This window comes from Paenibacillus sp. FW101-FHT12H11 (genome assembly GCF_058790355.1).
This window is the reverse complement of record NZ_JBYTCO010000004.1, coordinates 400,300-425,412: the sequence shown is the minus strand read 5'-3', so window position 1 is coordinate 425,412 and position 25,113 is coordinate 400,300. Positions and strand designations below refer to the sequence as shown.

Here is a 25,113-nt window from a genome sequence, read left to right as displayed (position 1 = left end):
AGCATAACACCTCTTACAGTTTAAGTTTCCCAAACTCATCACTAAAAAGCAAATCTTTTGCTAATTCATTCGCCTTTGCTAAAGAGGCATGTGTACCTGCATCTGTCCACCAGCCTTGGAGTATATCGTAAGTCAGTTGATTTTTTTCAATGTATGCGTTATTAACATCAGTAATTTCCAGTTCACCACGACCGGAAGGCTTAAGCGTCTTAACGATTTCAAACACTGAACTATCGTACATATAAATACCTGTAACAGCATAACTACTTTTGGGTTGTTTAGGCTTTTCTTCGATTGAGATGATTTTTTCTCCCAATAATTCTGGAACTCCATATCTTTGAGGATCTTGAACCTCTTGTATAAGAATTTTAGCACCAATCCGTTGAGCTTTGAAGTTTTTTACAAAAGGAACTATGCTCTCTTCAAAAACGTTATCCCCTAAAATTACCACCATTTGATTATTGCCAACGAAGTGCTCTGCCAAGTCTAATGCTTGTGCAATTCCCCCAGCCTCGTCTTGAACTTTGTAGGTAAAGGTTACGTCCATTTCCCGACCGCTGCCTAAAAGATTCACCACGTCACCCATATGTTCCTTACCAGTTACGATTAGGATGTCGTTAATGTCAGCTTGTTTAAGCTTTGCAATAGAATGAAAAATCATTGGATATTTGCCTACTGGAAGCAAATGTTTGTTAGTTACTTTTGTTAAAGGATACAATCTTGATCCTGTTCCGCCAGCGAGAATAATGCCTTTCATTACGGACCTCCTAAATGACAGCAAGTCATTTTATCCATTTATCAATATTATAGCTCTTTGTACATATTGCATCAAAAACTATGCTTTGCTCACTCAGGTACTTCTTATATGCATCTATATCTTCTTGTCTACCCTGAAGTTCAGGGGAAACCAGACATAATTTATATCCCCAACTTTTTAATTTTTGAAAACTTTCTTGATCAATTGGAAGCTTTGTAAAACAATCCACCCATACCCAGTCCACTTTGCCTTGCATGTTCTCAATAGTATCCAAACCTTCAAACTCGGAGTAACGCAAAGCTACCTTTTTTTCTCCCTGAGAGGATAGGAGATGAATCATAGGAAAAGAAGAGTCTAGAAAGAAGTAATTTTCAATATTATATTTTCTAACTAACTCTAGAACACGATGCTCTATTCTTTCACTTTTAACATTAAGGATAATAGTCCCGTGATGGTAATGCTTTAGATATTCCTCGAAACTTTCTCCCTCTTTGAATGGGTCATGAACAACGATAATATTATCTTCGTAGTCTCTTAGATCAAGTTCCACTCCTAACTCCAAGGGAAGTTGCTTTAACTCTTCAATGGTATTTACCCTATGAGCTATGAAATTCATTCTTCATTTCTCCCTTTAAATTTTTACTAAAATCGAGAGTTCTTTTTATAAATTTCCATTTAGAAGCTAGTCCAGTGTTCCAACTGGATTCACCGTGCAACCTCTTAGGAAACACTACCTCAAAACGTATAAGGTCTAGTTTGTGCTTACGGGCCAAATAAAGTGCATATAAATCCAGTGAAAAATCATGTGGAGGCTGTGTCCAACTCTCAAAAAAACTTCTATGAAAGATATTAGGCTGAGCATTAATGTCCGTTAGTTTGACACCCAAATACATTGATTCATAAAAACTCATTCCCGATGTAAAGAATTGATCAAATAGTGGACGATTCTTTCTGTTTCCTTTAACAAATACATTTTGAGGGTAACTTTTTTGTTCTATTATTTTCAAAGCCTTTAAAACGTCTGCAGGATCTGTTTGAAGATCTGCATGAGTCCAACCAATGTATTCTCCTAACGCGTGTTTTAGTCCGTACAAAATACCATAACCGTATCCCAGATTTACTTCTACCGTTACAGTTTGCGCAAATGAATATTTAGGAACTAGCTCGTCCAGCACTTTCTGGGTATTATCCTTAGAACCATTATTCACTAGGATAACTTTAATATCAGTTGTATTTATAACCTCATTAAACTTTGCAAGTATTAAAGGTATATTCTTTTCTTCATTGTAACAAGGTATGACGATCGACAATCTTTCTTTCATTATTGAACACCCACCATTTTTGTCCTATAAAATTTAATACAGTACTTGTTCCCGTTGCACAAAGAAATGAAAGTAAGCTATTCCACCCTAGCCATTCCAAACTAACGTAATTAACTGCAACATTAGATGCTAAAGTGGATAAATACAAGATTACAAATTTCAAAATCCCAACCCATGAGTGATTTTTTTGTTCAAAAGTCCAGAACCTATTCACTAGATAAGCAACGACCGAACCACACAAAAATGAAACAGCTTTTGCAGTCGAATGGTTAAGTAATTCAATTGATATGAAATAGACAAGAGAATCTACTCCTACTGCAGAAAACCCTGCCACTATAAAACGAGAAAGTTGTTTAATAATGGGTTTCATTGGTACTCTTGTTGAAAATCCGTGTATTTCTTTTCTAACTCTTCTACAGCTGATTTTGTCATAGTTTTATCATTTTCCAAACGGTAAGGATGATAAGCCCACTTATGAAAGAAACTTTGCCAATATTCATAAGTTTTTAAGTCATTCGGAGTTCCCCAGCAAATATAATCATCGAGTTCAAATACCTTAACGGTTAACCCATTATTTATTAATTCATTGACACAACTATCTACGTAAAACTCATTATTAATGCGAGTATTATTTTTATACAAGTTATTAAGTGCGTCTAAGAAATATTTTGCTTTCTTAAAATAAAATGTTCCTACTATAGCGTGGTCATTAAACGGATCATCACTAATTGCTTTTTTAACTGAAACCGATTTGATAGTATCCTTATCATCAACTTCAATCCAGCCATACATTTGAGGATTTCTCAAACTAGAAACATGATGTCTAAAGCTAAATGCAACTGCGTCCACGTTCTCATTTTGTAATAACGCTAGATACTTTTCTTGATCCCAAACCATGCCATTGTCACAAGCACCAATTAAAAGTGGAGACTCCATATCAACATACTTGAGACCAAGTTCACAAGTAGACGCTTGTCCTTCAGTCAGTTGAGCTACTTCCACTACATGTCCTTGGGGGTAGGTTTTTCGAATCTCTTCCATTAATGGATAACGATCTAGATGATCCTTTAAACAAAGATAAACATAATTTTCTGCTCCAGGAAGACTTTCAGCTGCTTGAATAACCATTGGTTTACCCGATACAGGAATTAGTGGCTTTGGATCTTTGTAGTTTTCTTTAACAAATCTACTTCCTGCACCTGCTAAAGGAATCAGATTCGTACTTCCCCGTTCTACAGTGAATGCCTTCTTTTCTTCAATTATTTCCGCGAAATACCTAGACCATGACTCATACTCTAACAAATCTAGAGGAGTCCCCCATTGAAGCATATGTTGAATCTCATATATAGAAACTGATAAATTATCTCTGCGAAGTAAGTTATAAATCAAACTCACATAAAATTCGCCATTCAAATTATGATCTTCTTCCATCAATTGACTAAAATATTTTTTTACGTAACTACCCTTTTTAAAATAGTAGGTTCCACTCGAGGCATACTCTTCTAATCTATTATCAGTAAAAGGTGCCTTTTCTTTTATTTCTTGCATCCACTGATTTTCAAATCTCATAAAAGCATAATTTGTAGTACCTAACATATGTGGATGAAAACCTTTATATGCAGGAACTGCACCATCTGCGTTTCTATTTCTTGTATGTTTCAAGAAATCTTCGTAATCCCAGTAACATGAAAAATCACAGTAGTTCACAATAACTTCTTCTTCATCTTTTATCAATTCTGAAATATATGATACTGCATAAACCGGTCCCTTTTTATGAGGAGGGATTTCAACGATAGTTCCTTTTGGAGCTATACGTTCTAGTATAGAACGCATTTCCGTAGTCTTGAGATGGTCACTATTACAGATGAATGTAAAGTTATCTTCGCCGGGAAACATATTAACAACGTGTTCAATAATAGGCTTTCCGTTGACTTTAATCAATGGTTTAGGATCTTCATAACCCGCTTCTATGAATCTTTTACCTATACCGGACATTGGAATTACTATTTGCATACTGATGCACATCCTTATAATTTCTGTCTATATTTTTCCGAATCCCAATTTCCCAAGTAGTTCATTTCCTCTATTGAGAGGTAGTTTATATCTTTTTTAGCTAAACTCAGAGAAAGCAAGTGAAATTTAAACACATCTTCCATTTCTTTGGCCTTTTTTAAATTGTTGGCGATAAAATATAATTGTGCTTCATAATAAATTACCTTCGGTAGTTCGTGATATTGCTCTAAATGAGTTCTTATTGCCTGTTGATCTTCCAAATTAGTAAGAATTAAAGTTGAAGCCCCACAGAAAACATAAGTATCCGGGCAAAAAGGCGTCGCTTTAAGCAAATCCTGACGTTCCGCTAAAGTTAGTAAATCAACATCATTTGTCATATAAGCAATATAAGATTCATCCCTTATTGAATTAATTAGGGATGAGATTTTATTTGAGTTCCTATAGAATGAATAGTCTACATCCAAATATCTCTCAATCTTTAGTAATACACTCTCATTTAGTGCAATGACCTCATCTAGTGTAGATGCACTTGTGATAAGTCCATGATTTTGTAAAAAGACTACTTGAGGTTGTTCTCCGTATTCACGCACATATTCATCAAATTGTTTCTTTAATTCTAATGCTAAATCAATGCCTGGAGTTTGATAATCAACTACGACACACCTAGGGAATAAAGAATTAATCACTTCCACCCAGTTTTTACGGCAAGTAATCGCATTAACTACCACTGGATGGGTATGTAATGTAAAGCGTCCCAGCATTGAATGTAAAAAAGTTTCTATAGAAGGTCTGAAAGCAGATTCTTCAATAATCGCCGTTTTTAATACGTCCGCCGCTGCTCTTTCTCTTTGTTTTTTATCCTCAATTTCTGTAACCCGAGAGTTATCCATAATATCGTTTACTTCTTTAGTTCTAACTTTTACGTAGCCTTTATCCATCTCCACATCAGAAAGTAAGAAACCTGAAGATTTAATGAGCATTGTTCCATCATCCAGCTTAACTGAAGTATTCCCGCCTCCAGCTTGAACTAGGTCAATTCGCTCACCTGCGTACTTAGACATTCTAACAAAATCTTTAATTAAGTTCATTAGATATACCTCAACAATTCTTTATAGTTTGAAAACGAAGTAACAGAATCAGGCACTTTGAAATTATCATTCTTATGATTCATCCAGTAAGAACGAATACCCATATTTGTAGCCCCAATAATGTCTTTTGAATAACTATCCCCCACCAAACATACATCTTGAGGTTGAAGTTGTAGTTTACTTAATGCCAACATAAACATGTAGGGATGAGGCTTTTCCTTACCCGCTTCTTCACTTGTAACGATGAATTTACAATATTCCTGTAAGCCTAGCTTTTCCACCTTGCGAAACTGGACATCCGCTGTGAGATCTGTTACCAAACAATTATTTAAATGTTTAATCTCGTTTAAAAAGTCATATACATTATCAAATAATTGCATGTTATTAATAAAAGTTGTCCAGTACATTTCGTAATATGTGTAGGCATCGGTCATACTATTAATTTTCAAAGCTTCAAACATTCTTTGAAAATATAATAGTCGATTATGGGAGGATGCTGTTTCCATTAGTTCAGAATGTATTCTCTTACGAGAAATATTATAATAATCAGTTAGCTCATCGAAGTTTATGGAATGTTTAATTTTGATAGCTGAAAGTGTTTCCTCCAGTGCTATTTTATGCGTTTTTTCGTAGTCATAGAGAGTGTTATCTATATCCAGTAAATACCCTTTATACATCATTTTCAGTTATCTCCTTCATCTTGTTACTAATCATGAGCAATATAACTAACTGGATTAGCCCATTGTAGTTTAGTAACCACTCTGACTGTCCTAACAATATTTCTTCTTTGTTAGGAATTATGTTATTTGAGATTTCTTCATAATTTATATCATTTAACAAATCTTTATCTAGAATAATATATTGAGATTTTAAATCCTCAGAATAGTTATGTGCTGCATCTATTCCATACTCTTCTAATTGACAGAGCATTATTTCTAAATCTATGTTCGAATCCATTGTTAATTTTAATTTAATGTATGGATTGCATTCTTCGTTTCCAACATCTACGCTATCCTCAGTAAAGTACGTGATCACAAGATCAGCAAATTGTTTTTGAGGTATTATATACTTTTGACCATCAGATACACGAGACTCAATTTGTTCGAGAACTCGCTCTGTCGAATACCCACGTTTTTTAGTATCTCTTAGTACCTTCCAGTGCCTTCTAAGTACTTCATCAGTCTCAAGATAAATTTTAAGATCTATAGCTTTCCGCATTTTGGGCAAGTAAAAAGGATGCAGACCACACAAGATGATATAATCTTTAGCTCTTACCTTTTGAGGGTCTGTGAATTTCCCCGTATCATGATCGTATTCTACTCTCTCGATGTACTCTCCCCTTTTTAGCGCAAGCAAGTCTTCCGATTGCCTATGTAAGTAATTAGCTTTTGGATTTAAGTGAGTATATTCAGACCATTTTGTATCCCCACGCTCCCATTTATGATCCCCATCCCCTTCAATATGAAGAACCAAATTTCTGTTTAGTAACTTGTTTAGATCAGATAATAATGTGCTTTTTCCTGAACCACTATCTCCACCAATACCGACGATAAAAGCAGAACCCTTCTTTTTATATACTGAGTTGCTCTTGATACCATATTTGTATAAGAGATAAATAACAGTGAATAGGCTTACTTCTAATAAAGTAAAGGCTAAATTGATATAATGGTCCACCGATATTCTAAATTCAATCGGAGAAGATAAAAATTTTAATTTAGAAATTTGAGTTGTATGGAAGAAGTTGAAATAAACTAAATAGGTAATAGTTAATATACCACAGGTAATTATAGTGTTAATTTCATGCTTCCTATAGTAATTAATAAAATAAATAGAGATGAAAGGAATAACCCATACATACCATGCCGGCATTGGAGGTACTAGTAGTACAAAAACAGAAAATAACAACCCCAATGTGCTATACAATAAGTCATTATTTACTTTAGGATAAGCAAGGAATCTAGCATAAATTAATAATATTGCCATAGGTGTGATGTATATTTTGAAGTGATCGAATGTAAAAAACACATCAAACACTTGGTTTTGCTCTGTATTTAGAAGGACTAAGGAAATATAACCTTCTGAAAAAATGTATGGAAAAGCAAGTGCTAAGTATGTAATAGGAGGTATTAAAAAAAACATTAAAATCCTTGACCATTTTGTGTTCTTCTTAAATAGATATATTAACGCTATTGGTACAGCTACAATAACATGAAATTTCGTACTAATTGCCAATCCCAAAATTAGAGATGATGTACATAGTTTATTCTGAACAAGAAAATAAACAGCCAAAAACAATAATGCTGTAGGTATCAAATCTAACTGAGAATGCATATAAGAAGCGTAGATAATAATAGGGGACGCAAAATAAAACAAGAGAGCTTCCCGATATTTTGAGGGGTAAATCTTTCTCAAAACCCATAATATAATAAGATCAGCTATTATAGTCGGTATTTTAAAGACAATATTATTAATAATATGAACATCTGTAAGATAAGTAAGCAACATAGGAATGGCATAAATATACAACATCAACGGAGGATAAGGGAACGATTTGGGTAACTCCAACATAAAATAATGCTGCCAGGGATTATCAAAATTTTTTATAAAATATTTAATAAAAGGAATAAATAAATCATCCTGATAAGCTGATGAAAACAATGCAAGGACTATTAATTTAACAAATAATATAGTCCATATTAATTTCCTGTTCTTATTCTTTATTTTTATCATAGGAACACCCTTAATATAGTGAGTCATACATTGATTCTTTTAAGCAATAAAAGGCACCTATTATGAATGTAAAAACAGGTGCCAATCTTGATCCATTTAATTACGAAACCTCAATCTATGAACATATTAATGTCGTCGTAAATAACTACACTCTTCTCGTCATGTGGAGTGATATATATTATAGCTCTAGTTGCTCCAGTTGGAACTTTAGTTGTAAGAGAATATTCTCTAAAGTTAGATTCTATATCAATAACTTCTATAGAGGAACTAACGAGTCCCCCCTTAGAATCAATCCAATTGATTTGTAATCTTCCTTTCTGGTTTGTACCAGCATCAGTTTTGGCCCATAAAGATAATAAGGCATTGCTGTTTTTTGAAATGTTATCAATAATTTGAAAAATATTGTTTGATATTCCAGGACCAACTTTAATACCATTTTTCCCAGTATGGGAATCGTTAACTAAAGAAACTTTGTTGGTTTGTATCCATCCATTTAATTCATCTTCAAATGAATTGTTTTTTATTAATTGTCTCGTATTTTTAAGAGCATCTTCTTGTGATCTCTTAATTAACGAATATCTCTTTATTTCAAAATATTCAACAAAATCACTTATTTCTTTATTTATTGTAATCGTAGAAGTTTCAGCAGGTGTTAAACTAAAAATTGTAAACTCTTTCCCATTAGCATTTGGTAACATACTTCCTAATGAACTGTACATTTTTTTTACTATTCCTGAATTAATATTATTATGAAATGTCATCGACAGTGAAGGTAAATTATTAATATCTTCTGTTTTTATCTTTCCCTTAATTTCTAATAATTCATTGCCATTAGAATTAAACTGAAAAGTATTTTTATATGATTGTATAAGTTTTATTTCATTTACACCACTGGTATATTGTAAAGTTGCATTCGATTTATTGCTTACAATATTATTATTATTTTCTTCATAATACATATCTAATATTAGACTATCTTTGAGATCTTCTGTGGAATGGTAGTTGGTATTAATCTTATCAAAATCTATTCCTAAGTTTGCATATAAACTAGAACCAATACGGCCATGGTTATAAACCCATTTCTCTCCATCATTAAAGAATGAACTCAGCATAGAAATATTTCTTGTATTTCTAATATCATCATTAGGAATGGCTTTTATTGAACTAATGATTTTCTTGGTATTCTCCTCACCCGTAGTTAGCCAAATTGTAGTATTTTTAGTAGTTATATATTGAAAGCTAACATTTATTAGTACAAGTCCTATTAAATAAACTTTATAAGAAATAGATACTAATCTTTTGAAATTAACCCTCTCAATATTTACTTCTATGAAAACTATTGTAAGAATAACAGAAATTATTGGAATATCAATATAGTAGGGAGCATTTCTTGTTACTTTAAAAACAGGAGCTAGCAGTAAAATAAACATTATTAATCCACAAAAAACTTTAACATTTCTAAAAATTAGATTTCTCAATATAAGCCCAAAAACAACTATGAAATTAAGTAAAATTAAAAGTATAACAACTGGATTATATTTTATAATATCAATAGCCATATATCCTGGAATTATTGGTGTAGCTATATTAAATGTAAGCAAAAAATATCCAGTGATTTTATAAATAATTTCTTTAACACTAATAGCGCCACCAATACCTGCATGCACTTCGAATATTGAGCCTAATTTAATATATCTTGTTATAAGATATATTATTAGGATCATAAATTGTGTTAAATGAAATAATAGTATTCTTTTATTTTTAAATAATACAGTAAAAATATTAAATAAATTAATTCTATTATTAATTGAATGAGTAATCATAACTGTAAATATACATATAGCAAAGGGAAGTGTAATTGAGGATTCTTTAGTAAATAGTGAAAAGAATAAAAACATGTTTGCAAGAATGAAATCGACTTTTTTAAATTCTTTCAAATATTTATATGTAAAGATGAATGTTGAAATAACAAATAATGAAAGCCAACCTGAAAAAGAAAGACCAAACTCGTATAATCCATAAAAAAAGACCGGGTTAGTAACATAAAATATCGATCCAATCAAAGAACGTATATCTGATTTTGTCAATAGATAAATTAAATAGTATATAAGAATTGAATTAATAATTTGTATTATCAAAGAAATATATCTTAGATTTTTAATCCCAATTATTTTTTTTTCTGCAGTAATAATTAATTCGTTAAAAATTGGTCTATGCATACTCTGTATTCTAAACTGTTCATTATATTTGGGGTTTTTATTCATAAAAAAAGTTTTAACAACATCTTGAATGGAATGAATTTGTGTATCATCCGCAATATGCATGAGTGAATCACCCATATATGGCTCTTTTATTGTCCACTGATACAAACATACATTTAACAAAATAATTGTTAATAACGAGAAACTCAGAAGAGTCTTATTCATTTGCCCCATCCTTCTTTGTTTCCTTATAGTTTAAAATAATATCTTTGAAACTTTTCGAAATAAACTCCGCCTTACTATGAACTTGACCTAGACATGATGTAAACAGAATATTATGAGCAATACCTGCTCTTATTCCTGCTTCAATGTCTGACTCCTTATCTCCAATGAGTAATGACTTATCTAAATCAATATCAAATTCTTGTTTAGCTTTTAAAATCATTCCGGGATTCGGCTTTCTATCAAAACTATCAAGTTTATAGTTATCAATACCATACTCCGGATGAAAAGGACAATAATATGTTTTTGAGATAGTTATTCCTCTCTCATACATTTGATTTATCATCCATTCTTCCAACTTTTTATATTCAGATTCAGAATAATATCCTCTACCTATTCCTGCCTGATTGGTAATAATAAACAAAAGGTATCCATTCGAGGTAAAATAGTGCAAAAATTCGAAAATCCCTTCGACAAACTCAAAATCTTCTATTTTATGAACATAATTTTTTTCCACATTAATAACACCATCTCTATCTAGAAAAAGTGCTCTGTTCATTTTATCAACTCTATCTGAGCTTTGACATAATCTTCAGGAATACCAATATCAATAAAATACCCATTAGAAATAATAAAACCAATATTCAATTTATTAGTATATAATTGCAGAAAGTCATTCTCGAAAGAAAATTTTTGAGTCTCTGGTTTTAAAGAATAAAAATCTTTCTTTCTTAATACATAGATTCCCCCATTAATTAGTCCATTTTCTTTATATTTTTTTTCTTCAAAAGCAATTACTTTATCATTATCGACAACAACTGTACCATATCTATCGAAACTTTTCATACTCTTTAGTGACATAGTGATATCTCGATTACCTGTAATATGATAAGTAAATAATTCATCAAGATTTATATCAAAGTAAGTATCTCCATTAATAATTAATACATTATCATCATGAACCATCTCTAGTGCTCTAGCAATTGCGCCCCCTGTACCCAGCGGTTCATCTTCAATACTATAACTAATAGAGATCGTCTTATATTCTGCTCCAAAGTGATTTATAACTGATTCATTTTTATAACCAACAGAAAGAACTACCTTTGTAATACCATATTGAAGTAATTGTTCAAATATATAAGAAAGAAATGGCTTATCTCCTACTGGGGCCATAGGCTTAGGTACATCCACTACTACTGACCTCAAACGAGTTCCAAGGCCACCAGCAAGAATAATTGCTTCCATATTAAAATCCTTTCCCGAATATGGCTTCCTCTACAACCGCGCATATAATATGGCCAATTAAAATATGGGACTCTTGAATTCTAGGTGTTTCATCGGACGGAACTTTAATGCAGTAATCACATAATTCCACCATTTTACCACCAGAACGTCCGGTTAATCCAACAGTAATAATTCCCTTCTCTTTGCAAACTTCTAAGGCTTTGATTACATTTTTCGAATTTCCAGAAGTGGAAATACCAATGAACATATCCCCTTCTTGACCATTTGCTTGGACTTGTCTGGCGAATAAATCCTCGTAACCATAATCATTTCCAATTGCTGTAAGAATTGAAGTATCTGTAGTTAGTGCTAATGATGGTAAACCAGGGCGATCGAAATAAAATCTACTCACAAATTCCCCAGCAATGTGCTGTGCATCTGCAGCACTTCCACCATTGCCTGCTATCAAAGTTTTTCTATGGTTCTTATAAACGTCAACCGCTTCATCAGAAACTTGTTTTATCAACTCAACCAGTTCCTTATCATTAAGCAGTGCTTGTTTTGTTTCAATGGATTTAGTGATGTGGTCAACAACAAAATTTTGCATAGTTTTTGTCTCCATTCTCTATCTTAATATGATCTTATTAATTAAGGCGCTCATTTGTCGCTGATCTGCATCATCAGGTCTCGGTTTATGAGATTCATTAAACTCAAATCTTATTTGTAGCAATTTTTGATTTACATTGATTGGGCTATTTACTGCAATTGGACTTCCAGGACTTACATTAATTTCAGTTGTTTTTTGGCCGTTTATAAAAATCTTCAAATGATTGACTTCAATAAAACTCTCGGGGATAAATCCCTCAACAACTAAATTATTAGCTTTACTCGGTTTTTCTAAGGTGACTGAAGCATCTCTCGCAACCCATCGATAGTTCTCTGTACTGCTTTGTGGCAACCAGTCCCCCTGAAAAATATTATTATTTTTGGAATATGGAAATGTTAATACACTGGGTTTCTGATTGTATAAAATTAACGAGGTGAATAAAAGAATAGAAAATGCTAAAAAAACTGGCCAATTCATTTTATACATTTTATCGGTAAAACGATAAAAACTTTTTGATATATTTGAAGTACTTATTTTAGAAAATGATTTAGGTAATAAAGTTACCTTTTTTAATTTTAAAGCTTGTTTTTCTAGTAGATGCCAACTAATAATAGCAAATAGTAATGTTACAAAAAGTGACAAAATAAAATTATGAAAAGAAGACATCTTTCCACCGAAAAGATGGGTAATAGTTTGCTGCACTGGAAAAGCATAGATGTAGAGCCCGTAAGAAAAGTCACCATACTTAGAGAACTTGGTTAAATTTATACTAGGTGTATAGGCAAGATAAAAAATAAGATAACTGCCGAAAACGACAAAAAACTCTTTTGCTCCACCAAACATAAAGGTAAACCCTAGCATTATTAAACAAATCATTGCACAATGCTTGTTAAGAGGAATCATATTCCGATATAAATAGAATACGATTCCAGCAGAAAAATAGCTAAATAATTCCATTAATTTCCTAATTTCAAGTCCTGAGAAATGTGTAATACCAAATGATATTTCCTGATTGAATGAACAATAGTATACAGTAATAAGAAAGAGAAGAAGAACTAACTTTCTATGCTTTACTAAACCTATAATACCAATTACTGCCACAATTATATAACAGAAGAATTCAAAAGGAATTGTCCAAAGTGACCCATTTACAGATCCTTTATATATATTGGACTCGAATAACCCTGGCAAATTCCATCTCATCGGGTAAATAAGTATAAAAAATGATTTCAGATAATCGTATGTTTGATAACTTCTTAGGTATTCCTTAATAGATAAATTAGTGAATAAAGTCCCGATAATAAATGTACTAACTACTAATGAGGCTGCTAACCCCGGAAATATCCTTAAGATTCTAGCTTTTATGTAACTTCCCAAGCTATGAGACCTTTCAAAACTTTGAGTAATTAAAAAACCACTTATGATGAAGAAAATAGCAACCGCTAATGCTCCGGCATCCCATTTACCTCCTGTAGCTACTAGTACTACTTCTTTCGAGTTATCTCCAGAACCTAAAGGAAAAGAATGTGAATATATAACCATAATAGCAGCAAGGAATCTTATAAAATCCAAATTATTATTTCTGCCATCAGCTCTTTGTCCTATGGTTAGATCATTCATTCTGTCTATATTCTCCATGCTTCTGCACCATATGCATTGAAATGAAAGTGCATGACTTTCCCCTCAAGCTTACTTAATTCATTAACCAAATATAATTTCAGTGTCGGTTCAATCATAAACATCATAAAACCTCCGCCACCTGCACCGGAGACCTTCCCCGCATATGCGCCAGCAGCTAGTGCTGTATCAAATACAGCTTCAATCGTGTTATTAGAGATTGTGCTTGCCATTCTCTTCTTAGCTTCCCATGACTTACCCAAGTACTCGGCGAATTTGCGCAAATCGCCTTTTAATATTGCCTCTTTCATGATTAATGCGTCTGCTTTGAGCTCATGCATAGCTTGTAATGATACCTCATTCTTATTCTCTGCATTTCGTACTTGCTCTTTAATTATATTAGCGGACTCTCTTGAAGCTCCTGTATAGTAAAGAACAATTGAGGATTCAAGCTCATTTATTACCCAACTCTTAATTCTTAAAGGATTTACAATTACACGGTCAGCTGCGTAGAATTCAATAAAATTAAACCCGCCAAAAGTTGCAGCATATTGATCCTGACGTCCACCGCTCAATCCAACATCAATGCGTTCAATTTCATAGGCTAAGTGCGCGATATCGTACTCTCCCAGAGGTAAATTCAACCACTCAACGAATGCTTGTAAAATAGCTACAACCATGGTGGAGGAAGAACCTAATCCTGATCCTGCAGGTGCATCTGAATAGGTTGTCATTTTAAAGGATAAAGGAACTGAATTGTTAAAATCTTTAACGATTCTGTTGTAAATTCCTTTATGCAGGTCTAAAAGACCATCTAACTCTAGCTTCTCGCTGCTTTCTGATTCATAAAACTCGTTACGATCAGCAGCATAAAATGATATTTTGTTATTAGTGGTAACTTCAATTGTACAGTATGCGTACATATCGATGGTTGCGTTGAGAACATAACCGCCATATTCATCGCAGTAAGGAGAAACATCCGTTCCTCCACCTGCTAGTCCTAATCTAAGAGGTGCTTTTGACCTTATAATCAAATTCATGCTTCCTTTCAATGTTAAAATCCGATGATATTGTAGACAAGACACTTTCTACTGAGAAATATTTTTGAACATATTCATAAGAATTACATGAATACTGAAATAGCAATAATTCATTACCGTATAGTTTTAATACCGTCTCAGCGAATTCACTAGGATCATTGTTTATTATCAAGTAGTTGTCTATATCAGGCAATCCCTCTGCACCGATACTTGTTGTTATCACTGGAATTTGATGATAGAGTGCTTCAACAACTTTACCTTTTACTCCGGCTCCATATCTTAATGGCACAACTGCTATTTTACATTGATTATAGTAATTTTTTAATTCATCATCGCTTACAAAACCAGTTACAATAATATTGTCTGACTGATACTTTACTATTTCTTCTGGTGGATTGGACCCAACGATATAAAATTTAATATTACCCTTTTTTTGTAATATCAAAGGGAATATTTCTTCCAAAAACCATTTAACCGCATCAATGTTAGGTTTATGCCCAAACCCGCCAACAAATAAAAGATCTTGTTTATCCTTAAAAACTGGAGCTGTTTGCTGAATATCGTCATATATATAAGCTGGAATTGCTTTTACATTTAATTCAGGTATTAGTTTTCTTAGTTCATCCACCTCTACCTGAGATGGAAAGTAAGCAACATCTGCTTTTCTGCATAACTCCAGTTCCTTCGTCTTCCATTCATTTGAAGATTCCAGTAGTTTAGAATTACCAGAAAGCTCATATTCCCTTAGATCTCTTAAATAATGCAAATCATGACCATAATATATAACTTTCGAATTAGTATAGCGTTTTAATGTATCAATGTATTTTTCAGAAATATGCGGGCGATTTAAAAAAGTGAAGTCAATATGTTCTCCGTTATTCTTAATCCAATCTTTCCAGTGTTTAGAATACCAATTCCCATACAGTACTTCTATTCCCATTTTTTCAAGTTCTGAAGTGTATGGTTCGTGTTGAAAAAAATTATCTCCCAAGAATTTAACATTAAATCCAAGCTTGCGAAAAAGATTCAGATACTGAAATACGGTTCTGCTACCAGCATCTTTATCAAAATGAGGAACATAGTGATCAATAACAAGAATCGTTTTATTCAATCTGCTTCTGTCTCTAGCCTGAAACACATTCTGGGCATTATTAAACTGAAACCCACTTAATTCTGCGCTCCACTTTTCTATAAACTTTTCTTTATTATGAACTTGATAACTCTTTACCCCTGAACTAGTATCTGTCCCGTGTGAAATCCCTTCAAAATGGACAACAATTGATTTTGGCTGAAATACTACTTTATGCCCATGCTTTCGTACCTCAAAAGCTAAATCCGAATCTTCAAAGTAAGCTGGAACATAACGCTCATCAAATCCACCGATCTCATTCCAAAGATCAGTACGAATCATTATAGCTGCACCAGAAATGTAATCCACTTCTTTAACATAATTATACTCTGGCTTGCTAGGATCATCTAAGCGACCATAGTTCCATCCGCTTGCATCATTCCAAATGATTCCCCCTGCTTCTTGAAGTCTTCCGTCGGGATACACCAACTTGGAACCAACCATTCCAATTGTACTATCTTTTTCGACTAAATCCACCAAATATTTTAGCCAATCTTCTTGCACGTTGGTATCATTGTTTAAGAAGAAAATATATTTTCCTTTGGCATGTCTAGCCGCGTTATTGCAGTTCAACAAAAATCCTCTGTTTACCCCATCTCGTACAACATGAATATTTTCGATGTAATGCGATATTTGAGTGGTCTCATCAGTTGACATATCATCAGCAATAATAATTTCAAAGGCTATATGATCAGTATTCATGGAAATAGATTTCAAGCAAGAATACGTATAATCCCATTGATTGTAGACAGGAATAATGATTGAAACCAAGGGCTTCTCAAATTGAGGAAATATAATCTTATCCTTAGTTTGATTTGAATCTATCAGTTTAATTTCAAATTGGTCAGCTTCCTTGTGTCGGTCCATATAATGATCAATTCGATCTTCTATATTCCCTATATCTTCTGTGCTCAAATAGTATCTTAATTTATTTAGATTAGTTTTATTAAAGCTTTTAATCATCTTACGCGGCTCTTTGATCGTTTTAGTGACTAACTTAGTTACAAATTTCCTTTTACTCTTCTTAGGTATTACTCTATCTCTAAAGCGATAATATTTATTAAGAACCTTCCAGCCATTAGATTGAAAAATATTATTCAATACTCTATCACTTTCTAATAAAAGAGTAATATGGCCATCCTTATTTTTAAGTTCCTGATCTTTGCCCAAGAGTTCTTGACTTTTACTATGAAGTTCCTGATCTTTGTTTTGAATCTCCTGTTCATGATTTTCTATCTTCCTGATATCTTGATTAACTCTTTTTATAACCTCTTCCAAATCACAATTTTGAATACCATATTCTAATCCAAGTCTTCTGAGAATCTCATCGTTATTCATTCTTTGCTGTTCGATTTCTTGTTTCAAAATATTCTGCTCATTTAGAGCATTAATTAGTCTATCTTGTAAATCACCTGTTTTTTCATACAAATTTATATTTTTTTCTTGTATTTCAATCAGTTTTCCTTTAATTCTATTTACCTCAACTGAAAGTTCGCTGTTGTGAGTATTTAAATAGTTAATATGCTTATTTTTATCGTCCACCTCATCTTGAAGTGAAAGAATTCTATTCATCATCTCAATGTGTTTATCGGCAAAAAGAATGGATGAACCAATAGTAAGATTAGTAATTTCTTCTTCACTACAAATTGCAATAAAATAGGTACCCTCTACATCTGTAGATTCCTGTTCCAATTTTTCTTGAAGAATATATTCTTTCTGTGAAAGACCAGTAATAACTGAAGCAACTTCATTCTTTTGATGGAATATTTTAACTTCCGCGAAAAAGTTATTGAGTAAGTCAATGAATTCATCTTTATAAAATTCTTTTATATGAAAAGGATTTTGATAATTACGTAAATCAGAGTAAACATGTTTGTTGGGTGTTGATATGATAAGCAAACCGTCTGGTTTCAGTACTCTTTTAATTTCACTAAGAAATGAGTTCTGTAGTGTTTCATTTACATGTTCAATAGTCTCAAAAGAAACAACCACATCAACAGAATGATCTGGAAAAGGTAAATTCTCTATAGAAGCTATTTGAAAAGAAAGATTATCTTTTTTATAAGTTGAAGAGGCATGTTTTATAGTCTCTTCACTTATATCTATCCCCAATACCTTATCAGCAGTATCCGAAAGGATGGATGATCCATAACCTTCTCCACAAGCAGCATCAAGAACGACTTTACCTTTTACTAATTCAGTAATGGATAAATATCTTTGAAGATGTTCGATTTTTATTTGAGTTTCCGTTAATTGTGGCACATATCTCTCGCCTGTAAATTCCATGGTTTTTCCACCTTATTCTAGAGAATAAAATTTCACATTATCCATAATATAGAACCCGCTTAATTGATGCTTTGTAACTGGTAATACTTGAATTACTAATGCATCGTGAACCCAACTATGTTGAGTATGCACTTCCTGTGAGCCTGATGCAATGGCTGGAGAAATTGAATATTGACCAATATTTAATGGAGGAAATGGAAATTCAAAGCAAAAATTATAGTGATTATCTGATATCATTTCTGGAATATATTCTTCTAATACATAACTGTTCGCTTGTATCATTACATTGCCAATTCTATCTTTCACTGAAAATCCAATAATTGGATCTACAATCGTGGTATTTGCTTTTATTTTTATGAACATTTTCACTTGTTGTCCCGGCTCAACGATCGAAATCTTTTGTTCGGATTTGGCATCGTATAGTGATATACCAGCAATCCTCGCCTCATCATCTCCTAGAACATCCAAACTTTCATCAATGTCATCAATCATTTGATTACCATCATTTTGAAGTTGATTTCCGCCTAATGATTTGGTGAGACTCGACCCCATCATAAATGCTTGATATTTCTTAGACAATTCCTTAGGATTGCCTTCGTCAAGTAAAACCCCTTCGTTAATCCAAATGGCCCTATTACAATATTTGGTAACAACTGAAAGATCGTGAGATACGAACAGAATCGTTTTCGTATCTTTAAACTCATCAATTTTACGAAAACATTTTTGTTGGAATCTCATATCCCCAACACTCAAAGCTTCATCAATAATCAGTATTTCAGGATCTATATTAATGGCAACAGAAAAGGCAAGTCGTACAAACATCCCACTTGAGTACACTTTTACAGGTTGAGATATAAATTCTCCTATATCGGCAAAAGACAATATGTCATCTAATTTCTGGTCCATTTCGTCTTTGGTATATCCCATAATTGTACCATTCATATAGATGTTCTCGAGCCCAGTAAGTTCCGGGTTAAAACCAGCTCCAAGTTCTAATAAGGCAGAAATCTTACCATTTACTACTATGTTCCCAGTCGTTGGATTCAATACGCCGGTTATCATTTTTAATAAGGTGGATTTACCCGATCCATTCTTTCCGATAATTCCCAACGTCTCACCTTTTCTTACATCAAACGATACATTATTAAGTGCATGGAACTCTTTGTGGTATTTTTTCCCAAATGGATTTAATGACTCAAGTAGTCTATTTACTGGCTTTTCATAAAGCTTATATGTTTTACTTAAATTCATTGCCTGAATAGCAATTTCGTTAGTCATTTGTACTCTCCTTATAAGACATCTGCAAAGTGAGGCCGTAGTTTTTTAAATAGAAACCTACCGATTAGTAATACCACTACAGTTATCAGCCAGAAATTAATGGTTTGAAATTCATGCTGCCAGAACCACTTGTGATAAATAAAAGTTTCTCTATAACCTTCAATAATGTAATACATTGGATTCAACTTATAAAAAAATATGTACTTATCAGGTATGATCTTCAAAGAATAGAAAATTGGTGTCAACCAAAAACCAAACTGGACAATCATTGATATAATTTGCCCAACATCTTTGAGAAAGACCGTCAATGAAGAGGTAATCCAAGATAATCCCACTAATAGTATGATCATAGCACCTAGATAGTAAGGGATTTGTAAAAGATATATCGTTGGACCATAACCATATAACATGAACATTATAAAAAGAAATACTAGGAAGAATATATGAACAAATAATGCAGAGTAAATTTTCACAATAGGTAGAATACCGACTCGAAAAACTACTTTCTTAACTAAATAACTACTTTCTGTAATAGAATACGCACTTGTTTGCAAACTTTCTGCAAAGTAGTTCCATGCAATCATCGCTGTTGAAAGCCAAAGTATAAATGGGAAATTATCTACCGGAGTTGATTTAAAACCAACTTGAAATACAAACCAAAGAAGTAAAATATTAATTGTAGGTTGTATAAAAGCCCACATTATTCCTAAATATGATCCAATATTTTTCTTCTTAAAATCATTTTTAGCAAGAGCCCATATAAGTCGTTGCTGCACAAGAAATTCCCGAACCCATTTAAAATACGACTTTTTCACTATTTGCAAAACTCCTTTGAATAAGTTAATCTCATTAATAATTATGACGGCATACAGTTTCATCTTATCAAAACGCCGACTTGAATACTAGCTACTTAACATATTGTGAAATTTGTGGAAATATAATCTTAATTATTTAGACATATTATCTACATAATTTCAGTCTAAAATAAGGATGATATTGCTTAAAAGGGGACCTTATTCTTATGCAGCAACAATCTCAACCCATATTTATCATTGGCTCGTATCGTTCAGGTACCAGTGTCTTAACTTGGTGTTTAGGACAACATAGTAACATACTCCCATTAGAGGAAACGAATTGGCTAAGCAGACTTAGTATTGATTTAGACTATTTATATGAATTAGGGACAGCCAATCACTATTATTCTCATTTAAGTTCTGCTGGGATTCTTAAGAATGATTTTTATAATTTTTTTGGTTCAGCGATAAATAACTTTGTAGAAGCTACTAAAGAACAATTAATTGCAAGATCTTTAAATATGCCCGATACCTTTTTCAATAATAATTATAGTCACAGAAGATCGCCTCAAGATAAGAAACAACGTTGGGTTGATGGAACACCTGAAAATTCTCACTATGTATATGGCCTACATAAGATGTTTCCAAACGCTAAATTCATACATATCATAAGAAACCCCGAGAATGTTGCGAAATCCTTAATGCATTTCTCTACAGCTGGAGCTAGAGATTACAAAGCAGAAGAGGCATATTCAACATGGCTTCGGTTAACAAAAGATTGTATTTTAGCAGAACGAGCTCTTGGTTCCGAAAAAGTTTTACGAATTAAATTTGAAGATTTTATAAACATGCCACAAGATACACTTACTAGATGTTTAGAATTTGTTGGAGAAAACTTTGAACCGAGTTGCCTCCTCCCCCTTGGAACGAAAATAAACAGTTCCACTTATTCTCAAGAAGATAATCCGTATTTAGACTCAAATCTAAATTCCAAAAATGAAGCTAATACTTTTTATTCCAGCCTTGTAGATGAAGAACACATATTCTTTACCCCTCTACTTTCTAGTTATAGAACCCTGCGTTCAAAATTTATACAATATTCAAAATCACAAAGACCTGATGAGATTGAAAAATTAAGTCATTGGGCATGTACTTTACAAATAGAAAATGAACAAAAAGATTTACGAATTTTTCAATTGGAGAAAGAGTTACAAAAATTCAAACCACTCGTGATAAACGAATATGGACCAAAAGAAATTACTGCAAATCACCCTTTTAACGTTCAGGAAAATGGTGATAATGCAATTTGGCTCTCTACTGCAAATGCGACAGATTCCACCAAAGTTTCTTTTGAAGGAAAAATTTTGAGTACCGTTGTCCAAAATAGTGGAGAGCTTGTAACCGCTGTGGTTCCAAAAGAACTAACTAAAAACCAAGGTTCTTATAAAATAGTAATTACTGACTTGAGAACAGGCGAAGTCTCAAATGAGATAAATTTAGTTGTAAATCCATAATGATATCTAAGTCAATAGCAATAGGAGCCTTGGAATGAGTGAGACGAAGTCTAAAATATTTTGGCACTTGCCTGAAGTAACAGTAGAAAATAGAAGGAGGTTAAACGGACATAAAAGCTGTGTCATTTGGCTAACTGGCTTATCTGCTTCAGGTAAATCAACAATAGCAAATGAACTCGGCAAGTATTTGCATGAACGACATATTCAATCTTATGTACTTGATGGTGATAATGTTAGACATGGTCTTAATAAAGATCTCGGGTTTTCTCCTGATGACAGGAAAGAGAATATTCGTCGTATTGGAGAAGTAGCTAAACTTTTTGTTGACGCAGGTTTAATTACTATAGTTGCATTAATTTCTCCCTATATTGAAGACAGGAACAATGTTCGAAAAATATTCCCTGATGGAGAATTTATTGAGGTATATATTAAATGCTCTGTCGAAGAATGTGAACGTCGTGATCCTAAAGGCCTATATATGAAGGCTAGGGCACAACAAATCAAAGACTTCACAGGTGTTTCTGCGCCTTATGAAGTTTCCGAATCCCCTGAACTAATAATTGAAACAGACCAAAATTCAGCCGAGGCCTCTGTATTGCAACTGGTAAACTTTCTTCAGGATTTTAAGTATTTATGAAAAAAGGCTTCCCCCCTAAAAGGGAGAGAAGCTTTTTTTATTTTAGTAATCATTATTTGGAAACTCCCTTCCACCTATGCTAAAATGAAGTCGAACTTTAGCGAAGAAGGAGACTATTTTCTCATGAGTGCAAGTAAGAATGCCTACGCGGCGTCGCGTGCAAAAGCGAATGGTACGATAACGACAGAGAAGAGTTCTGTTATCTTTTGGATTTTAATTGTGTTTACGGGCTTATTCATGTTCTGGGCGCCATTTCAGCGGGCGTTGTTTAACGGAGGATCGTATGATTTCGAACGCTCGATCTACTCGGCTTCGGTGTGGTCCTCCATTATTATGCTGCTGATTGCAATCCTGGCTTTCTTTGTTTTCAAGCTTAAGGATCAGAAAGATGTATTAACAATACTAGTACTCATTATGCCTCTTACTTATGTGATTTCTTTGTCGAACTCGGCTTCTCACTACTTGGCAACGAATATGGTCTATATCCAAATGCTGTATGCAACCTTCTTAATTTTAGGTGTATTTCTGACAAAAAACAAGCTTGGAGTGTCGATAATTGCAAGTTTATTGATGATATCGGGATATTTCATTGTACTGTTCGGACTTTTATACTGGTTGGGCAACGGCAGCTTTGCAGCACATCTGGTTGGTTGGTTCGCATTTATGGATTCACCGGATTTATACCGCGATGCCATCATGACGGATTCGAACGGTTTGCGTCTGACTTCCGTTTTCCAATACGCGAATACATACGCAGCTTTCTTAATTACTTTATCACTCGGAGCGTTGTTCTTCGTAGTGAAATCTCGCAAGTGGCAAACGGTTCTCCCGCACGCGTTTTTGTTAGTGCCAATCCTTGTTTCTTTCTGGTTGACGCTGTCCCGTGGGGCGATTGTAGTTATTCCGGTTGTGTTCTTGATTATGTTGTTCTTCTTTTCGATCAGCAGACAGATTCTTGCTCTCCTTCAGTTCGGACTAGCTTTCCTAACGTCTATTTTGATTCTTCAAAAAGTAACGGATATCGGAATTGGCTTACAAAAGCAACCTAGTGCTTCTGAATCATGGCACGGTTGGTCAATTCTGCTCATTGCTTCTGTAGTTTTCACAGTGGTTGCTATCGTTATTCAGCTCTTCGTGGCTCCATGGTTAGAGCGAATTACAGCCCGTTTTGATACAAAAAAATATGCTACTTTCATTCTTCCGGTAGCAGCCATCGTAATCGGTGTCCTTGGCGCAATTCTAATTCTAAGCGATACAGGCTTCAAAAACATTCTTCCTGACAATGTAAAAACCCGGATAGAAAATATTAACTTCCAACAGCACAGCGTTCTAGAACGCGGAACGTTCTACAAAGACGCAGTTAAGCTTTGGGCGGATTATCCGATCATTGGTGCCGGCGGTGGAGCTTGGGCTTCTTTATATGAAAAGTATCAAAACAATCCATACACAAGCCGACAAGCTCATAACTTTGCTCTTCAATATCTGGTCGAAGCCGGAGCGCTCGGATTCCTTTCTTTCGTAGGTTTCGTAATTGCAGTCATGATGTTCTATATACGAAGCTACATCAAGAGTTCGCAGGAGAAACGAGATCTGCACTTCCTGTTTTTCATTGTAACGATTTCACTTTTGGTCCACAGTATGATTGACTTCGATTTGAGTTATGTGTACTTGGGCGCTATTTTGTTCCTTTCTCTTGGCGGACTGCTTAGTAACACGTCTTCAGCTCCGCTTCGTTTTAAAAACGATTCTGCTGTGCTTCACAAATCATTCCCGGCGCTGCTGGCCATCTTATCGCTTGTGATGTTCTACATCTCGGTTCAGCTTCTCTCGGCAAATGGTTCTTATAAAGAAACGCTTGCAGTTATCAAAACTAGCCAAGATTACAATCAAATTACTAAACCATTAGATAAAGCAATCTCTCTACACCCTGCGCATCCGGATTATTTGTTAACGGGCCAAGTCAGCAGAATTGGAATTTTGCTTCAGGTCTATAATCAGATGCAGAAAGAAGATGCAACAAAAGCTGAACCTTTTTTCAATCAAGCCCAAGATCTAATGAATCAGCTGTTGAAAAAAGAACCGCATAACCGCGCAGTGGCGATGCAGCAGCTTAATATGTTTCTGTTAAAAGGCAAGCACGAAGAGGCGCTAAACTGGTCGAATTCTCAGATTATCAACTACCCTTGGTACACGGAGATGTACGAAAAAAGTATAACGCTAAATATCGATCTTGCGAATCAAGCAAGTGCAAAGAACAATACGCAGGAATACAATAAAAGACTTGATGATTCTCTTGCAATTTACAAAGAAGTTCTAGCTCGTGTTGATTCCCTGAAAAACCTGCCTAAAGAGCAGGCACAAGGTCGTCCTTTTGCCGTTACTCCAAATATGGCTTTAAATGTCGGTCAAATCAGCTATATGCGTGGGGATTACGCTGGTTCATCTTCAACGATTCAACCTTATATAACCGATAATCTCGATGACCAAGCGAACCGTATTCTGATCCGATGGTATTTGGCCGCTTTACAGAAACAAGGCAAGAACGATCAAGCCCTTCAGGATAAATTAATTGCAAAAGATCCTGCTGAGAAGCAAAACATTGATGCGATTGTTGCTGCAAGCTTTCCAAAATAGTAAAAAGAAAGGCTGTCTCA

General features: G+C 33.8%; 20 protein-coding genes. 3 read left to right on the top strand and 17 right to left on the bottom strand.

The window, feature by feature from the left end:
• Nucleotides 1-13 precede the first annotated feature (13 nt).
• From AC3WTJ_RS15370 to AC3WTJ_RS15290, 17 genes are all read right to left on the bottom strand, one after another.
• Nucleotides 14-757: a sugar phosphate nucleotidyltransferase gene (locus tag AC3WTJ_RS15370; RefSeq protein ID WP_492522513.1), complete on the bottom strand. Its 744-nt coding sequence runs from the start codon at nt 755-757 to the stop codon at nt 14-16.
• A 25-nt stretch (nt 758-782) separates the two neighbouring features.
• Nucleotides 783-1,373 (bottom strand): PI-PLC domain-containing protein, encoded by a 591-nt coding sequence (locus AC3WTJ_RS15365; RefSeq protein ID WP_492522512.1) that lies wholly within the window; start codon nt 1,371-1,373, stop codon nt 783-785.
• Entirely contained in the window at nt 1,354-2,079 is a 726-nt protein-coding gene (locus AC3WTJ_RS15360; protein ID WP_492522511.1) for a glycosyltransferase family 2 protein, read from the bottom strand. Before AC3WTJ_RS15360 ends, AC3WTJ_RS15365 begins: the two co-directional genes overlap by 20 nt.
• A complete protein-coding gene (locus tag AC3WTJ_RS15355) occupies nt 2,039-2,449 on the bottom strand; it encodes a GtrA family protein (protein WP_492522510.1) in 411 nt (136 codons plus the stop codon). The genes AC3WTJ_RS15360 and AC3WTJ_RS15355 overlap by 41 nt, the downstream gene beginning before the upstream one ends.
• Complete coding sequence (locus tag AC3WTJ_RS15350) at nt 2,446-4,092, bottom strand: NTP transferase domain-containing protein (RefSeq protein ID WP_492522509.1); 1,647 nt, start codon at nt 4,090-4,092, stop codon at nt 2,446-2,448. The genes AC3WTJ_RS15355 and AC3WTJ_RS15350 overlap by 4 nt, the downstream gene beginning before the upstream one ends.
• Nucleotides 4,093-4,106: 14 nt before the next feature.
• Nucleotides 4,107-5,180, bottom strand: coding sequence for a class II aldolase/adducin family protein (locus AC3WTJ_RS15345; protein WP_492522508.1), 1,074 nt, complete (start codon nt 5,178-5,180; stop codon nt 4,107-4,109).
• Nucleotides 5,180-5,860 carry an HAD family hydrolase gene (locus AC3WTJ_RS15340; protein ID WP_492522507.1) on the bottom strand — a complete coding sequence of 227 codons (681 nt, stop codon included), beginning with the start codon at nt 5,858-5,860 and terminating at the stop codon, nt 5,180-5,182. Before AC3WTJ_RS15340 ends, AC3WTJ_RS15345 begins: the two co-directional genes overlap by 1 nt.
• The gene (locus tag AC3WTJ_RS15335; protein ID WP_492522506.1) at nt 5,850-7,910 is read right to left on the bottom strand and encodes a hypothetical protein; all 2,061 of its coding nucleotides are present in this window, start codon (nt 7,908-7,910) and stop codon (nt 5,850-5,852) included. Before AC3WTJ_RS15335 ends, AC3WTJ_RS15340 begins: the two co-directional genes overlap by 11 nt.
• Before the next feature lie 110 nt (nt 7,911-8,020).
• Nucleotides 8,021-10,336: a hypothetical protein gene (locus AC3WTJ_RS15330; protein ID WP_492522505.1), complete on the bottom strand. Its 2,316-nt coding sequence runs from the start codon at nt 10,334-10,336 to the stop codon at nt 8,021-8,023.
• Entirely contained in the window at nt 10,329-10,892 is a 564-nt protein-coding gene (locus tag AC3WTJ_RS15325; RefSeq protein WP_492522504.1) for a D-glycero-alpha-D-manno-heptose-1,7-bisphosphate 7-phosphatase, read from the bottom strand. Before AC3WTJ_RS15325 ends, AC3WTJ_RS15330 begins: the two co-directional genes overlap by 8 nt.
• On the bottom strand, nt 10,889-11,578 hold the full coding sequence (locus AC3WTJ_RS15320; RefSeq protein ID WP_492522503.1) for a nucleotidyltransferase family protein: 690 nt from the start codon (nt 11,576-11,578) through the stop codon (nt 10,889-10,891). Before AC3WTJ_RS15320 ends, AC3WTJ_RS15325 begins: the two co-directional genes overlap by 4 nt.
• A gap of 1 nt (nt 11,579) precedes the next feature.
• Nucleotides 11,580-12,164, bottom strand: coding sequence for a D-sedoheptulose 7-phosphate isomerase (gene gmhA2, locus AC3WTJ_RS15315; RefSeq protein WP_492522502.1), 585 nt, complete (start codon nt 12,162-12,164; stop codon nt 11,580-11,582).
• Between the two features lie 18 nt (nt 12,165-12,182).
• Nucleotides 12,183-13,784 carry an acyltransferase family protein gene (locus AC3WTJ_RS15310; protein WP_492522501.1) on the bottom strand — a complete coding sequence of 534 codons (1,602 nt, stop codon included), beginning with the start codon at nt 13,782-13,784 and terminating at the stop codon, nt 12,183-12,185.
• A 5-nt stretch (nt 13,785-13,789) separates the two neighbouring features.
• Entirely contained in the window at nt 13,790-14,821 is a 1,032-nt protein-coding gene (locus AC3WTJ_RS15305; RefSeq protein WP_492522500.1) for a GHMP family kinase ATP-binding protein, read from the bottom strand.
• On the bottom strand, nt 14,787-18,236 hold the full coding sequence (locus tag AC3WTJ_RS15300) for a glycosyltransferase (protein ID WP_492522499.1): 3,450 nt from the start codon (nt 18,234-18,236) through the stop codon (nt 14,787-14,789). The genes AC3WTJ_RS15305 and AC3WTJ_RS15300 overlap by 35 nt, the downstream gene beginning before the upstream one ends.
• A gap of 12 nt (nt 18,237-18,248) precedes the next feature.
• Nucleotides 18,249-19,514, bottom strand: coding sequence for an ABC transporter ATP-binding protein (locus AC3WTJ_RS15295; protein ID WP_492522498.1), 1,266 nt, complete (start codon nt 19,512-19,514; stop codon nt 18,249-18,251).
• Between the two features lie 11 nt (nt 19,515-19,525).
• On the bottom strand, nt 19,526-20,329 hold the full coding sequence (locus AC3WTJ_RS15290; RefSeq protein ID WP_492522497.1) for an ABC transporter permease: 804 nt from the start codon (nt 20,327-20,329) through the stop codon (nt 19,526-19,528).
• Between the two features lie 206 nt (nt 20,330-20,535).
• On the opposite strand from AC3WTJ_RS15290, the gene AC3WTJ_RS15285 reads away from it, so the two are divergent.
• The 3 genes from AC3WTJ_RS15285 to AC3WTJ_RS15275 all read left to right on the top strand — a co-directional run bounded on the left by AC3WTJ_RS15285 (nt 20,536) and on the right by AC3WTJ_RS15275 (nt 25,093).
• Nucleotides 20,536-21,822: a sulfotransferase family protein gene (locus AC3WTJ_RS15285; RefSeq protein WP_492522496.1), complete on the top strand. Its 1,287-nt coding sequence runs from the start codon at nt 20,536-20,538 to the stop codon at nt 21,820-21,822.
• Between the two features lie 34 nt (nt 21,823-21,856).
• Entirely contained in the window at nt 21,857-22,459 is a 603-nt protein-coding gene (gene cysC, locus AC3WTJ_RS15280) for an adenylyl-sulfate kinase (protein WP_492522495.1), read from the top strand.
• Between the two features lie 123 nt (nt 22,460-22,582).
• Entirely contained in the window at nt 22,583-25,093 is a 2,511-nt protein-coding gene (locus AC3WTJ_RS15275; protein WP_492522494.1) for an O-antigen ligase family protein, read from the top strand.
• Nucleotides 25,094-25,113: the final 20 nt, after the last annotated feature.